Source organism: Comamonas sp. (assembly GCF_036643215.1).
In the GTDB taxonomy this organism is placed as follows: domain Bacteria; phylum Pseudomonadota; class Gammaproteobacteria; order Burkholderiales; family Burkholderiaceae_C; genus Comamonas.
The window spans coordinates 18,051-31,823 of sequence record NZ_JAVXSJ010000019.1 but is presented as its reverse complement, the minus strand read 5'-3'; the positions used below and the strand labels follow the sequence as shown (position 1 = coordinate 31,823).

14 protein-coding genes are annotated in these 13,773 nt (G+C 60.1%); 6 read left to right on the top strand and 8 right to left on the bottom strand.

Going from position 1 to position 13,773, the window contains the following annotated elements; translation table 11 throughout:
- Positions 1-96: 96 nt before the first annotated feature.
- The 4 genes from RSF91_RS13700 to RSF91_RS13685 form a co-directional block, all read right to left on the bottom strand.
- The gene (locus RSF91_RS13700) at positions 97-1,332 is read right to left on the bottom strand and encodes a branched-chain amino acid ABC transporter substrate-binding protein (RefSeq protein WP_332568935.1); all 1,236 of its coding nucleotides are present in this window, start codon (positions 1,330-1,332) and stop codon (positions 97-99) included.
- 214 nt (positions 1,333-1,546) lie between these two features.
- Positions 1,547-2,569, bottom strand: a complete 1,023-nt coding sequence (locus RSF91_RS13695; protein WP_332568934.1) for a DUF4123 domain-containing protein — start codon at positions 2,567-2,569, stop codon at positions 1,547-1,549.
- Positions 2,566-2,778 (bottom strand): hypothetical protein, encoded by a 213-nt coding sequence (locus RSF91_RS13690; protein ID WP_332568933.1) that lies wholly within the window; start codon positions 2,776-2,778, stop codon positions 2,566-2,568. Before RSF91_RS13690 ends, RSF91_RS13695 begins: the two co-directional genes overlap by 4 nt.
- Before the next feature lie 128 nt (positions 2,779-2,906).
- Positions 2,907-4,547, bottom strand: a complete 1,641-nt coding sequence (locus RSF91_RS13685) for a 3-(methylthio)propionyl-CoA ligase (RefSeq protein ID WP_332568932.1) — start codon at positions 4,545-4,547, stop codon at positions 2,907-2,909.
- A gap of 257 nt (positions 4,548-4,804) precedes the next feature.
- Here RSF91_RS13685 and RSF91_RS13680 point away from each other — a divergent pair, with 257 nt between their 5' ends.
- The 5 genes from RSF91_RS13680 (at position 4,805) to RSF91_RS13660 (ending at position 8,651) form a co-directional block, all read left to right on the top strand.
- Positions 4,805-6,316, top strand: a complete 1,512-nt coding sequence (locus tag RSF91_RS13680; RefSeq protein WP_332568931.1) for a protein adenylyltransferase SelO — start codon at positions 4,805-4,807, stop codon at positions 6,314-6,316.
- Positions 6,313-6,729, top strand: a complete 417-nt coding sequence (gene msrB / locus RSF91_RS13675) for a peptide-methionine (R)-S-oxide reductase MsrB (RefSeq protein WP_332568930.1) — start codon at positions 6,313-6,315, stop codon at positions 6,727-6,729. Before RSF91_RS13680 ends, msrB begins: the two co-directional genes overlap by 4 nt.
- 226 nt (positions 6,730-6,955) lie before the next feature.
- Positions 6,956-7,525: a septation protein A gene (locus RSF91_RS13670; protein WP_332568929.1), complete on the top strand. Its 570-nt coding sequence runs from the start codon at positions 6,956-6,958 to the stop codon at positions 7,523-7,525.
- Complete coding sequence (locus RSF91_RS13665) at positions 7,522-7,788, top strand: BolA family protein (protein ID WP_099737296.1); 267 nt, start codon at positions 7,522-7,524, stop codon at positions 7,786-7,788. Before RSF91_RS13670 ends, RSF91_RS13665 begins: the two co-directional genes overlap by 4 nt.
- A 71-nt stretch (positions 7,789-7,859) precedes the next feature.
- Positions 7,860-8,651 (top strand): peptidylprolyl isomerase, encoded by a 792-nt coding sequence (locus RSF91_RS13660; protein WP_442878855.1) that lies wholly within the window; start codon positions 7,860-7,862, stop codon positions 8,649-8,651.
- Between the two features lie 88 nt (positions 8,652-8,739).
- Here the strand turns inward: RSF91_RS13660 and RSF91_RS13655 are convergent, their stop codons facing one another.
- Genes RSF91_RS13655 through RSF91_RS13645 form a run of 3 tightly spaced genes read right to left on the bottom strand, consistent with a single transcriptional unit; the run spans position 8,740 to position 11,290 of the window.
- A complete protein-coding gene (locus RSF91_RS13655; RefSeq protein WP_332568928.1) occupies positions 8,740-9,714 on the bottom strand; it encodes a hypothetical protein in 975 nt (324 codons plus the stop codon).
- Positions 9,711-10,298, bottom strand: a complete 588-nt coding sequence (locus tag RSF91_RS13650) for a sigma-70 family RNA polymerase sigma factor (RefSeq protein ID WP_332568927.1) — start codon at positions 10,296-10,298, stop codon at positions 9,711-9,713. The genes RSF91_RS13655 and RSF91_RS13650 overlap by 4 nt, the downstream gene beginning before the upstream one ends.
- A gap of 56 nt (positions 10,299-10,354) precedes the next feature.
- Positions 10,355-11,290, bottom strand: a complete 936-nt coding sequence (locus RSF91_RS13645) for a hypothetical protein (protein ID WP_332568926.1) — start codon at positions 11,288-11,290, stop codon at positions 10,355-10,357.
- Positions 11,291-11,654: 364 nt separating this feature from the next.
- Here RSF91_RS13645 and RSF91_RS13640 point away from each other — a divergent pair, with 364 nt between their 5' ends.
- Complete coding sequence (locus RSF91_RS13640) at positions 11,655-12,953, top strand: purine-cytosine permease family protein (RefSeq protein WP_332568925.1); 1,299 nt, start codon at positions 11,655-11,657, stop codon at positions 12,951-12,953.
- A gap of 61 nt (positions 12,954-13,014) precedes the next feature.
- On the opposite strand, the gene RSF91_RS13635 is transcribed toward RSF91_RS13640, so the two are convergent.
- On the bottom strand, positions 13,015-13,743 hold the full coding sequence (locus RSF91_RS13635) for an ankyrin repeat domain-containing protein (protein ID WP_442878854.1): 729 nt from the start codon (positions 13,741-13,743) through the stop codon (positions 13,015-13,017).
- Between the last annotated feature and the right edge of the window lie 30 nt (positions 13,744-13,773).

Here is a 13,773-nt window from a genome sequence, read left to right as displayed (position 1 = left end):
ACCGTGATGTGAAACACCCATCCACATGCCGCGCCCCCAGGGCAGAGACAAAAAAGGGTGCCGCGCGGGCACCCTTGGCATCCCTGCCGCTCAGGCTCAGGAAGGTCGTTTCATCTGGCAGCTGGTGGGCGTGCTGGCCACATAGGGCTCGTAATACTTCACCGGCGCAAAGGTGTAGCCCGTGTTCTCAGAATCCATGGGGTACTTGCCGCCTGCCTTATCCCAGCGCAGGATGTACAGACCCTGCTGCAGCTGGTGGTCGGTCTTGCGCATCTCGACATCACCGTTGTAGTTCTGGAACTTCATGCCCTCCATGGTTGCCGCCACCTTGACCGGATCAGTTGTCTTGGCCTTGGCAAAGGCGTGGTCGAGCATGTTCAGACCCGTGTAAACGGTGCCGGTGTACATATCGTCATTGACCTTGGCCTTGAAGCCCTTGACGATCTTTTCCATGGTGCCCGGGATATTCAGATGACCGTAGCCCACCATATAAACCTTGCCCGCAGCCGCTGCGCCCATGGCAGTGGGCGCTCCCGTGGCAATGCCGTAGTAGGTATAGAACTTGACGTTGTTCAAGCCCGCATCGTTGGCGGCCTTGACGAGCAGCGCCAGGTCAGAGCCCCAGTTGCCGGTAATCACCGTATCGGCACCGGACTGCTTGATCTTGGCCACATAGGGCGCAAAGTCACGCACCTGAGCCAGGGGCGAGAAGTCGTCGCCCACGATTTCCACATCGGGGCGCTTGCGCTTGAGCATTTCCTTGGCGTACTTGGAAACCTGCTGGCCGTGCGAATAATTCTGGTTGATCAGATAGACCTTTTTGACCTCGGGCACGTCCTTCATGTACGTGGTCAGCGCCTCCATCTTCATGGAGGTATCGGCATCCAGACGGAAGTGCCAGTAGCTGCACTTGCTATTGGTCAGGTCAGGATCCACTGCGGCGTAGTTGAGGAACACCACTTCCTTGCCCTTGTTGCGGGCATTGTGTTTTTCCAGCGCATCGATGATGGCCAGCGCCGGGCCAGAGCCATTGCCCTGAAACACATAGCGCACGCCCTGATCCATGGCTGAGCGCAGCGCGGCCGTGGTTTCTTGCGGGCTCAGTTTGTTGTCAATACCAATGATTTCGAACTTGACGCCTGAAGTGCTGGCCTTGTTGATCTCTTCGGCAGCGTACTGCAGACTTTTGAGCTGGTTGGAGCCCAGCGCAGCCATCAGGCCCGAAAGCGGATCAATCCACGCGACCTTGACGGTCTCCCCCTTTTGCGCCATTGCAGTTCCCGCGCACGCCAGGATCACCGATGCCGTCAAAGCCTTGTATGCAAACTTCATAGAGCGTCTCCATTGGTGTTTATGAGCGAGGGTCAGACTAAGCGGCAAGCCCGCCGTTGCCGCTTGGGGGTTGCCCTAGCGCATATCACGTTGGCGACTCTGGTAGGTTTGTGACGACCTGAACTATCAAAAAACATAGCTGCTTGCGCATACAGATAAAGCGCTACAGGCCTTTATATTTCGAAGCATGGCAAAACCAATGCCTCGCCTGCGCCTAGAGCGGCAGTTGGTTTTCCGTCAAAGGCAGGCCATTGGCAGCCGTCAGCACCTGCGGCTCAGACAGGTCCTTGCCCTCCAGCTTTGAGACGACCTCTTCCATGAATTTGTCAAAACTCAGCTTGCGTGCCTTTACCCGGACCAGCAGCTCTGCCACCTCAGGTATTTGATCAACACGCGCACCGCCGATCAAAGCCAGACACAGATAGTTCAGCAGATCACGCGTCCCCGTGAGCCCATAACGGCGAGCAAACACCAGTTGCTGCCGCGCAAACCAGTGCATGGCCAGCGGCGGCAATTTGTCGCGCAGCCGCACCTGATTCAGATTGACGTAATAGATCAGTAAATCGGGCACATTGCTCTGCACCAGCGCATCAACTTGCGCAGCACTCAGCTGCAGCGGCAATGGCGCAGCGGGCTCGTTAAAGTCCGTGACCGTATATTCATGCAGACGACCAGAGCGGCTCCAACACCACCAGCGCGAAATCAGCCCCAGCAAGGCGCGGCTCTGCGCGGGTTTCAGCACGGGCTCAATGCGGCTTTGGGTGTCCAGATCGCTCTGCCCCAGAAGGACTGCCAGCACCGCTGGGTCCCAGAAGGCCAGATAGCTGCTGTCCTTGTCCGGCATTTTCGGGTCCATGGCGCGGCGCAGATGGGCAATCAGCACAGCCATCTCGCACTCGCTCGCCAGCAAGGTCGCACAGGGGCTGGCCTGCACCATATCCAGCACCGCATTCAACAAATCTTGTTGCGGCTTTTTCAATGGCTGGCCGCTGCGCCCTAGGTGAACCAGCCAGGGGCTGACTTTGCCCTCCTTGGTGCTGCGCGTGAATGCAAACAAGGCCTCGGCACCGCTTTCGGGCACCAGCGCCAGCAAGTCACGGTTCTGCGCGGCATCCAGCAGCAAATACAGCTTCAAGGGCTTATTGGCAGGTTGACCCGAGGATTTGATCTGCGACCAGCGCTGCGGCCAGGTCTGGCGCGCCGGCTTCACCTCGTGCCAGGTTTGTACCTTGCTCATGGCAGCTCCTTGTTCACAAAAGGAGAACGCTGCTGGGCGCGACGCGCAAGGCATTCCATGCAGACCACACGCGGCGCAGCCACGCTGGCTGTCTGGGCCACGGCATCTGGCGAGCAGGCGGCGGCAGGCCCAGCTATTGCACCCAGCCCACCGAGTAAACCGGCACCCAGAAGATGGCGGCGCAGCAGGCCCGAAGCGGGCTCATCCAAGGATTGGCAACAACAGGCAGGCAACTGCGGCTGAACACTGTGCATAGCAAGAGCCCAAAAACGAAACGGCCATCATCGCATGATGATGGCCGGGGCTGCAGGGCTCTATGCGCCCAGAAAAGCCGCTATTAAAGCGTCGGCAGCTTGTAATCCTTCAGTTCCTCGCGCAGACGAGTCTTGAGCATCTTGCCCGTGGCACCAATCGGGATAGCCGCCACAAACACGACATCATCAGGAATCTGCCACTTGGCGGTCTTGCCTTCGTAGAACTGCAGCAATTCCTCACGCGTGACCTCGGCCCCCGGCTTTTTGACCACGGCAACAATCGGGCGCTCATCCCACTTGGGGTGCGGCATACCAATACAGGCGGCCATGGCGACAACGGGGTGAGCCATGGCGATGTTTTCAATGTCGATGGAGCTAATCCACTCGCCGCCGGACTTGATCACATCTTTGCTGCGGTCGGTGATCTGCATATAGCCATCGGCATCAATCGTCGCCACGTCACCCGTGGGGAACCAGCCGCGCCCATCCGCACCGCGTACCAAGGGGTTGCCGCTGCCTTTGTAATAGCTGTCGATGATCCACGGGCCGCGCACCAGCAGGTCGCCATAGCTCTTGCCATCCCAGGGCTGCTCCTCGCCAGCGTCGTTGACGATCTTCATGTCCACACCAAAGATGGCGCGGCCTTGCTTCTGGCGGACCTTCACTTGATCTTCAGAAGACAGCGCAAGATGCTTGTTCTTCAGCGTGCAAGCGGTGCCCAGCGGGCTCATCTCGGTCATGCCCCAGGCGTGCAGCACATCCACGCCATAGTCATCCTGAAAGGCGCTGATCATGGCCGGCGGGCAGGCCGAGCCACCAATCACCGTGCGCTTGAGTTTGGAAAAACGCAGGCCAGCGGGCTTCATATAGCTCAGCAGCATCTGCCACACCGTAGGCACACCAGCCGCAAAGGTCACGCCTTCTGCCTCAATCAGTTCATAGACCGATTTGCCATCCAGCGCCGGGCCGGGAAAGACCAGCTTACAGCCCGTGAGCGCTGCCGAATACGGCAGACCCCAGGCGTTAACGTGGAACATGGGCACCACTGGCAGCACAGAATCGCGCGCCGACAGGCACATCACATCAGGCAGCGCCGCTGCATAGGCGTGCAAGACGCTGGAGCGGTGGCTATAAAGCGCCGCCTTGGGATTGCCCGTAGTGCCACTGGTGTAGCACATGCTTGAGGCCGTGTTTTCATCGAACTGCGGCCAGGTGTATTGATCGGATTTGCCTGCAATCCAGGTCTCGTAGCTCACTAGACCCGGAATGCCACTGTCTGCCGGCACCTTGTCCGCATCGCACAGCACCACCCATTGGCTGACATGCGGACACTTGCTGTGCACCGCAGCAATGATGGGCAAAAAGCTCAGATCAAAGCACAGGGCCTTGTCCTCAGCGTGGTTGATGATCCAGGCAATCTGCTCAGGATGCAGGCGCGGGTTAATGGTGTGCAGCACCCGGCCCGAGCCGCTGACGCCAAAGTACATCTCCATGTGGCGATAACCATTCCACGCCAGACTGGCCACTCTATCCCCCTGCGCCAACCCCATTGCGTCCAGCGTATTGGCCAGCTGGCGCGCACGGCCTGCCATGTCCTTATAGGTATAACGATGGATATCGCCTTCCACACGACGGGAGACAATTTCCCCGTCGCTATGGTTGCGGGCAGCAAACTCGATCAGGGAAGAAATCAGCAGTGGCTGGTTTTGCATCAAACCCAACATAGGCACGTCTCCTGGATATCGTTGTGGTGGTCGGCAGCCATCCTAGCGCGAGCTTTCCGGACGTCACCCCAGAACTGTCACCAATGCGAAATGGAAATGACGTTTCCCCGCATCCCTCCTATGAACCATGTTGAACACCTCAGGGAAAGACCTAGGCATTCGCCAGCACTGCGCCGGGATATTGACTCCGGCTTCCAATGCCTCTGCCAACAACCCTGCAAGCTCTGGCTTTGCTACGGCTCAAGCACAATGACTGCATGAGCGAATCCACTGCCCCGCGATGGCACAGCCCTGGCCGATTCGAAGCCCTGGGCCCGGCATTTTTCACCTATCTTCAACCCACGCCCGTACCGGCACCGCACTGGGTAGCCACCAGCGCCAGTACCGCGCAACTGATGGGTCTGAACCCTGCATGGCTGCAAACCGACGAGGCACTTCAGACCCTCAGCGGCAATGCCGTGACAGTGGCCGTGACAGGCGACTACAAGCCGCTGGCCAGCGTTTACAGCGGCCACCAGTTCGGCGTCTGGGCCGGGCAGCTGGGCGACGGCCGCGCCATCATGCTGGGCGAGACTGAGCAAGGCTTTGAAGTCCAGCTCAAAGGCGCAGGCCGCACGCCCTACTCGCGCGGCGGCGATGGCCGTGCCGTGCTGCGCTCATCCATTCGTGAATTTCTGTGCAGCGAAGCCATGGCCGCACTGGGCATTCCCACCACCAGAGCCTTGGCGCTGACTGGCTCGCCCCTTTCCGTGGCGCGCGAGACCATGGAAACAGCTGCCATCGTCACCCGCGTGGCCGAGAGCTTTGTGCGCTTTGGCCACTTCGAACATTTCGCCGCGCGCGACATGCAAGCACAGCTGAAAGCGCTGGCCGATCTGGTCATTGACCAGCACTACCCCGAATGCCGTACCGCCACAGCGCTGCAAGGCAATGCCTACGCCAACTTTCTACAGGCCGTGAGCGAGCGCACCGCCCGCCTGCTGGCCCAGTGGCAGGCCGTGGGCTTTTGCCACGGGGTGATGAACACCGACAACATGAGCATTCTGGGCCTGACGATTGACTACGGCCCCTTCCAGTTTCTGGATGCGTTTGATCCCGGTCATATCTGCAACCACAGCGACAACCAGGGCCGCTACGCCTTCAACCGCCAGCCCCAGGTCGCCTACTGGAACCTGTACTGCCTCGGCCAAGCCCTGCTGCCACTGATTGGCAGTGAAGAGCTGACTATTGCGGCGCTGGAGTCGTACAAAACCGCCTTCCCAGCGGCTTATGCCACGCAAATGCTGCGCAAGCTTGGCCTACCCGAAGATGCTGCGGGCACAGCGCCTGCCGATGGCCGCTTTGCCCTGCTGGTCAACCCGCTGCTACAGATACTGGCCGACAACAAGGTGGACTACACCATCTTCTTCACACGCCTGACCGAAGCCGTGCAGCAGGCACAAGATGGAAACGTCGACTTCGAACCACTGCGGGACATCATTCTGGACCGCGCCACGTTCGACGCCTGGTCGCTCACCTATTCAGAGCAGCTAGCGCAGGTAGATCAAGCGCAAGCGGCAGATTTGATGCAAAAATCCAATCCCCGCTTCGTGATGCGCAACCACCTGGGTGAAACCGTGATTCGCGCCGCACAAGGCGGCGACTTTGCGCCGGTGCAGCAAATGCTGGCCGTGCTGCAAGCACCTTATGACTCGCACCCGGCCCACTCAGACTGGGCCGGCTTCCCGCCCGACTGGGCTACCACCATTGAAATCAGCTGTTCATCATGAGCTTTCCTATCCAGAAAACCGATGCCGAATGGCAAGCCCTGCTGCAGGAAAAAGGCGCCGAGCCTGCTGCGTTTCAGGTCACCCGCCACGCAGCCACCGAGCGTCCCTTCACCGGCAAGTACGAAAAGTTCTGGGCCGATGGCAGCTACCACTGCGTCTGCTGCGGCGCCAAGCTGTTTGACTCGCACACCAAGTTTGATGCCGGCTGCGGCTGGCCCAGCTTTGATCTGGCCGTACCCGGCGCGATCACGGAAATCACGGACCGCACTCACGGCATGGTCCGCGTGGAGACCGTTTGCAGCAGCTGCGGCGCGCATCTGGGCCATGTCTTCCCTGATGGCCCCACAGACACCGGCCTGCGCTACTGCATGAACTCGGCCTCTCTGGATTTCCAGAACGACTCTCAAAAATAAGAGCTGCCTGCGCTTGATGTGAAAGCGTTTGAGCCTGCTTTGACTCAAATCACCTCTCAAGCGTGCCTCTTGGGCTTCTTGGTTTTGATAGCTAAAACCGCCCGCCGCACAAGCCTTTGACGCAGGTATGGCTGGCTCTTTGGTGCATGATGACTATTTACCGCTGCGCCGGGAACCTTGCCCGGTTGGCGCACTCTGAAATACCAGAACGACTTACATTTCGCGCATGAAGCTGCTGATTGATTTTTTCCCCATCATCCTGTTTTTCGTGGCCTTCAAGGTCTGGGGCATCTATGCCGCCACAGGCGTGGCCATTGTGGCCACCATTGCGCAGATCGCTTATCTGCGCATCAAGACCGGCAAGATCGAGCCCATGCAATGGGTCAGTCTTGGCGTGATTGTGCTGTTTGGCGGTGCCACGCTGCTGGCCCACAACGAAGACTTCATCAAGTGGAAACCCACGGTGCTGTACTGGCTCATGGGCGCGGCGTTGCTGTTTGGCCAGCTGATCTTCAAAAAGAACCTGCTGCGCTCCGTCATGGGTGCGCAGCTGCAGCTGCCTGATGCGGTATGGCTCAAGCTCAACTGGGCATGGACCGCCTTCTTCGCCGGCATGGGCGCACTCAACCTCTGGGTGGCCTTTAACTTTGACACCGATGCCTGGGTCAACTTCAAGCTGTTTGGCGGCATGGGTCTCATGGTCGCCTTCGTCATCGCGCAAGCCATCTACATGAGCCGCTACCTGCCCCAGGACAGCTCTCAAAACAACGGCGAAGCCAAGGACAAGCAGCCATGAGCGTCACCATCAGCGCCCCCGCCATGGACGCCGCTTTGCGCGAGCGCCTGCAGCCAACCCAGCTCGAAGTCATTGACGAAAGCTACCAGCATGCAGGCCATGCTGGAGCCAACGACAGCGGCGTAGGCACCCATTTCCGCATCCGCATTGCCTGCCCCGGCTTTGACGGAAAAAGCCGCGTAGCGCGCCATCGCCTTGTGTATGATGCGTTGCAGGACTTCATTGACCAAGGCGTTCACGCCATCGCTATTGAAGTTTTATGACATCAGGCTCCGCAATGCGGAGCCTGTTGCATATGGGCTGAACTAATTCACTTTTTTCAATCAAGACTCGAATGAGCATGAATCAAAAGCAAATGGCCCGCATGGTGGGCGCCGCAGTTCTGGGCTTTGCCGCCCTGTCCGCATCGGCACAAAACGTGGCCATCGTCAATGGCAAGGCCGTTCCTCTGGCCCGCGTCAACGCGCTGAAGGCACAAATCGAAGCCAGCGGCCAGCCCATCGCCCCCGAGATGGACAAGATGATCAAGGACGAAGTCATCGCCCGCGAAATCTTCATGCAAGAAGCCAGCCGCCGTGGCCTGGCCGCCTCTGACGCCTACAAGCAGCAGATGGAAATGGCACGCCAGACCGTGCTGATCCGTGCACTGTTTGAAGACTTCCAGAAGAAGAACCCCGTGACCGATGCCGAAGCCAAGGCCGAGTACGACAAGTTCGTGGAAGCCAATGGCGGCAAGGAATACAAGGCCAGCCATATCCTGGTCGAGTCCGAAGACCGCGCCAAGGCCATCATTGCTGAAGTGAAGGCTGGCAAGAGCTTTGAAGAAATCGCCAAGAAGGAATCCAAGGACCCCGGATCGGGTGCCCGTGGTGGCGATCTGGACTGGGCCAACCCCAACAACTACGTGCCCGAGTTCACCGAAGCGCTGATCAAGCTCAAAAAGGGCGAACTGACTGCAGTCCCCGTGAAGAGCCAGTTTGGCTGGCACATCATCCGCATGGATGACGAGCGTCAGGCTGAAATGCCCAAGTTTGAAGACGTCAAGCCTCAGATCATGCAGCAACTGCAACAAACAAAGCTGCAACAATTCCAGGATCAGCTGCGCAAAAACGCAAAAGTCCAGTAACATGCTCTTACGCCAGTCCTGAAAAGAACTGGCTAGACCATCACCAAAGCCCGCGTCAAGCGGGCTTTTTTTATGCCTGTTGCGGTGCTTATTGCACTGGGTCTGCTACAGATTCCGTAGCTTCAGGCGCCTTCTCAGGCTTGTCCTGGCGCTTTTCACTGGCCTTGCGCGGGCGGCAATTGGGTGGCTTCAACGCGGTGCCTGCCGCTGATTTTTCATCCTTTGGGGCATCGCCATTCGCGCCGATTTTTCGGTCCTGAGCGTCATCGACCAGCGGGCACAGAGGTAATTTCGCCTGAACTTCAGGGTTTTGCTGCGGTGCAATATCTGCAGTTGCAAGCGATTTTTCAGCGGTATGCGGTGTTGCCTCACCCACACTGGAAGCACGCGCCTTGGCAGTTGGCGCCATTCTTGCCGAGCGCTCCATGGATGGCGCGATGGATGGCGCTGGTGCGGCCATGGGAGGCGTAGCGTTTGCTAGAGCTGGTGCAGCCTGTTCTCGCACGGGCGCTTGCACTTTTGCTTCTGTATCCATAGCTGCTGGCGCTTTATCCTCAAGCGCTTCAGCCCAATTTTCCTTTGATTTTTGAGCCATTGATGCCGAGCGCCCCCCCTTGTTGACTGCCGGTGCGACTTCTGCGGCAACCGATTGACCGGCATCTGCCGCTGCAGCATCTGTAGCTGCCGGGCTTGGCTCGGGGGATAACGCAGGCGCTGGCGCAGCCGGTTCAGCCACCACAGCGGGGCGTGTGTCCGGCTCCACGCCAATGCCTTTGTCGGATCCATCCCACCAAGCGGCGTGCTGCAGCATCAGCCAGCCGACCAGCCCGACAGCAGCCAGCCCGCCCAGCGCGTGGCGCAGCCAGAAGCGGTCGTTGACGGCAGGCTGGCTCTGTGGTTTTGCGCTCTCTTGCGAGGCGTCGGCTGCGCGCTGTTTGGCGCGGGCCAGTATGGCGGCACTGCTTTGCGCACTGGGGCCACGGTCATCGGCCACGGCTTGCTGATACAGCTCGCGCAGCACATCGGGCTTGCTGCCTTGCTCTGATTCAGGGGTGATGCTCATGCCAGTTCCTCCAGCGCCGCACGCAGCTTGGCACGCGCATAGCGCAGGCGGCTTTTCGCCGTTTCTTCGGCCACGCCGGTGGCATGGGCAATCTCGGCCACCGTCATATCGGCCTCCACCTGCAATAAAAAACACTCGCGCTGCTCGGTGGGCAACTGCGCCAGCGCGGCCAGCAGGGCCTGCGCCATCAGCTGGCGATCAAGCTGGTGATCAGGCTCAAAGCCCGAGGCGGCAAACAGACTATCGGCCAGCCGCATGGACTCTTCCGTATCTGCTGACAGGCTGACGCCGGGCCGCTGCCTGCGCCAGTGATCGACCAGCCGGTGGTGCGCCATGGTGAACAGCCAAGTCGTGAACTTGCTGCGCACCTCATAGCGCGCAGCGTTGTCCACCACCGCAAACCACAGGTCTTGGGCCAGATCATCGGCCAGCGCCCCATCGCCCGTGTTGCGATAAAAATAGCGCCACATGCGCAGCCGGTGGCGGCCATACAGCTGCTCAAACGCTGCGGCCTGCCCTGCTGCATAGCTTTGCATCAGGACCTCATCAAGGATGGCAGATGGCGCCAGCGGCTGTTCGGACATGACCGCGATTATGCAAATTTCGCGGGCATGTCTCTACGCTCCTGTTTCAGCAGTGGTTAGTTGCGGGGTGGATCAGGCACAAAACCTGAGTCAGCGGGAAAGGGGCTTGGCGAGCGGGTGACCGGCGGGCGTGGCCGGGGCTCACGAATCACACCCTTGGCTACCAAGTTCTCATAGCTGTCGTAGCGGATACGCACCACGCGGCGGGGACTATTCGTGTCCGCTTCAAACGCGGTCTGGCTAACCTGAGAGTTCTCTACCGCGCCATGGCCCGTGCCCAGCGATGGCGCAGGTGAAGGTGCGGCTGACGGCGCACGCTTGGCCATGCTGCTCTTGCTTGCGGCATTCGGTGCAGCCACATCAGCAGCTGCGGCAGAAGGCTCTGCAGTAGCCCTGGCGCTCGACGCAGACTCATAGACCGGGCCTTCATAGGCAACGGGCTCTGGCAGCTTTTCACGGTACAGCGCCACACCAATCACGCCCACATCTCTGGGGCGACCCGTACGGCTGGCATAGGACATATCGCTTTGCGAGAAGTAAAACGCTGCGACGCTCTCGTTGCTCTTGCGCCAGCCTGTCACGTCATAGCTGTCTGCCGCATCCAGTACATAGCCGTTTTCAGCACGCGAGCTGGCCGTCTTGCCGTTGACGGCATTGACACCATCGACGCTGATGACCGCCATGATGCGGCGATCTTCCAGGCTGCGAACGCGCACCGCATAGTTGGCACCGGGGCGGCCCGCCACCCACAGTTCGCCCTCAAAGGCGTAAAGCGGCAGCACGCGGCCCGTGGCGCGTTCAACGATGCTGATATCCGCCACCCGGTGGCGCTCATTGCCACGCATCCACGCACTGGCGCTACCCACGCTGGCGGCGAGCAAGGTACAGATCAATGACGCACGCAGCAGATGGCTGCGCGTCATAGAAAAGCCGTGAGAGGGTTGAGTGGTGGTTTGAGCGATAGGTTGAGCGGTACTGCGATTAGAAAACATGAACGTACTCTCCTGAAAATTCAGTGACGACAGACTTGTCATCCACTGAAACGCAGCAGCAGCGCCAACGGGGTTAAACATCGCTCTCTTTGTTTGCAAGTATTTGCAACACAGCTTTGACCAGCGGCCAAGGGGCTCGCACAGCCTTCTCTGGCACAATCGCCCTCGCTAGGGGTGTCCTGACGACAACAAGTCAAGGCTGAGAGAGTCCCTTTGAACCTGATTGCGCAGAGCCACTGGCTCTGCCCGAGATCATCCTCGCGCAGGGAAGCTGTCCAAGGTGTCATGCCGCGGCACGCTATGACTTCAATAGCTATCTGCGCAACCCACACGGCCCCTGCTTCGTTTTTCTGGCGGAGCATTCATGAATTCTTCCTCTTCAACACCGGCCAATCAGGCCTTGGCCCCCGTGGCCGCGCAAGATCGCGTCTTTGTCTGGCGCGACCATGCCTCGCTGTGGTTCAGTCTGGGCGTGGGCCTGCTGGTCATGCAGATGGGTGCCTATCTGCTGCCCGCGCTCAGCCCCGTACAGGCGCTGATGGCGATTGGTCTGGGCTCCGTCGTCGGCGCGGGCCTGCTGGGTTGGGTGGGCAAACTGGGCTGCGACAGCGGCCTTTCAAGCGCGGGGCTGATGCACAGCGTTTATGGCCGCAACTTTGCGCGCCTGCCGATTTTTCTGAACATCATTCAGCTGCTGGGCTGGGGCAGCTTCGAGCTGGTGGTGATGCGCGATGCCACCGTGGCGCTGGGCAAGCAAAGCGGCGCCATGACGGCGGCTTACTGGCCCTGGCTGGCCACGCTGATCTGGGGCAGCGTGATTTTGCTGCTGATGAGCGGCAACATGACCACGCTGGTGCGCCGCATCATCTCGCGCGTTGCGCTGCCGCTGGTGATTGTGTCGCTGCTGTGGCTGAGCTGGCAGTTCCTCGCCATGGCCAGCACCACTGGCTTCGCTACGCTGATGAGCCGCGAAGGCACAGGCGGCATGAGCATGCTCAGCGCCGTGGACCTGGTGATTGCCATGCCGATTAGCTGGCTGCCGCTGGTGGCCGACTACGCCCGCCACGGCAAAAGTGGCAAATCTGCGCTGACCGGTGCCTGGACGGGTTTTGCGTTGGCCAATATCTGGTGCTATTCGCTGGGTGTGCTGGTGGCGCTCACGCTGCCCAGCGAAGACCTGGTCACCGCCCTGCTGCTGGCCCAGGGCGGCCTTATCGCCCTGTCGCTGATTTTGCTGGATGAGGTGGACAACGCCTATGGCGATGCTTACTCGGGTGCCATGTCGGCCCACAGCATCTTGCCCGCGTGGAGCATTCGCCGCTGGGGCCTGCTGATTGCAGCGCTGTGCACCGGTCTGGCCATGGTGCTGCCCATGCATAGCCTTGAGCCATTTTTGCTGCTGCTCAGCTCCTGCTTTGTGCCGCTGTTTGGCGTGATGCTAGGACGTCTGGCCTTTGGCACCAATGCTGTAGAGCTGATGCGTGACGCACCCGCTGTGCGCTGGGATGCCGTGGCCATCTGGGTGCTGGGCATCGCCTTCTACCACCTGCTGCCTTATGTGACGACAGCCATGGGCTCGGCCCTGCCTACGCTGGTGCTGACGTTTACCGCCGCTGTAGCCACCCGCCAGCTGCAGCACAGCGGTCAACCCGTGCAGGCTTGAGTCTCAAAAAACATGGCTGCAAGCGCATATCAATCAAGCGCTTGCAGCCGTTTCGGCTTGATTACTTTGCGCCAGCCGCCTGAAGCAACTGCGCCACTGCCTTCTGGCCGCGCTGGCGGGCATGGGCCAGTGCCGTCACCCCATCTTTATCGGGCAGGTTCAGATCAGCCCCGGCCTCAATCACCGCTTTGATGATGGCCTGATGGCGCGGGCCACCGTCACTCAGCACCACGGCTTCCACCAGACAAGTCCAGCCCAGCCGGTTAACGTGGTTCACATCCACACCGGCCTTGATCAGCGCCAGCGCCGTCTCCACATGGCCGCGCTCGCAGGCCGGAATCAGGGCTGTGCCGCCATAGCGGTTGGTGCTTTTAAGGTCAGCGCCGTAAGAGAGCGTCATGCGCACAATCTCCAGCCGCCCCTGCGCGCCGGCCAGCAGATAGGCGCTGTCCTGCATCTGGTTCTTCAGATTGGGGCTGGCACCATGCAGCAGCAATGAGCGCGCCACCTCGATATGGTTAGCCGCAGTGGCCAGCAGCAGCGGCGTATTGCCCTGCCCATCCTGCACATCCACCTCGGCGCCCTGGCTCAGCAACTGGCGCACCTTGACGGCATCGCCGTCGCGGGCGGCCTGCAGCAGCAAGGGGCCGAGCGACTTCACATCAGCACTCAACGCTCCCGAACCCCGCTGAGCGCCCGGCACAGCCGTCCCGGACGGTGTCGCCGCCTCAAGCGGCGTGGACAAAGAGGCAGCCACTGCCAGCAGGCTCCACAACTTGATCATGAGCATCCTTTCCGGGTTCTACCCTGTTCAGCCCCT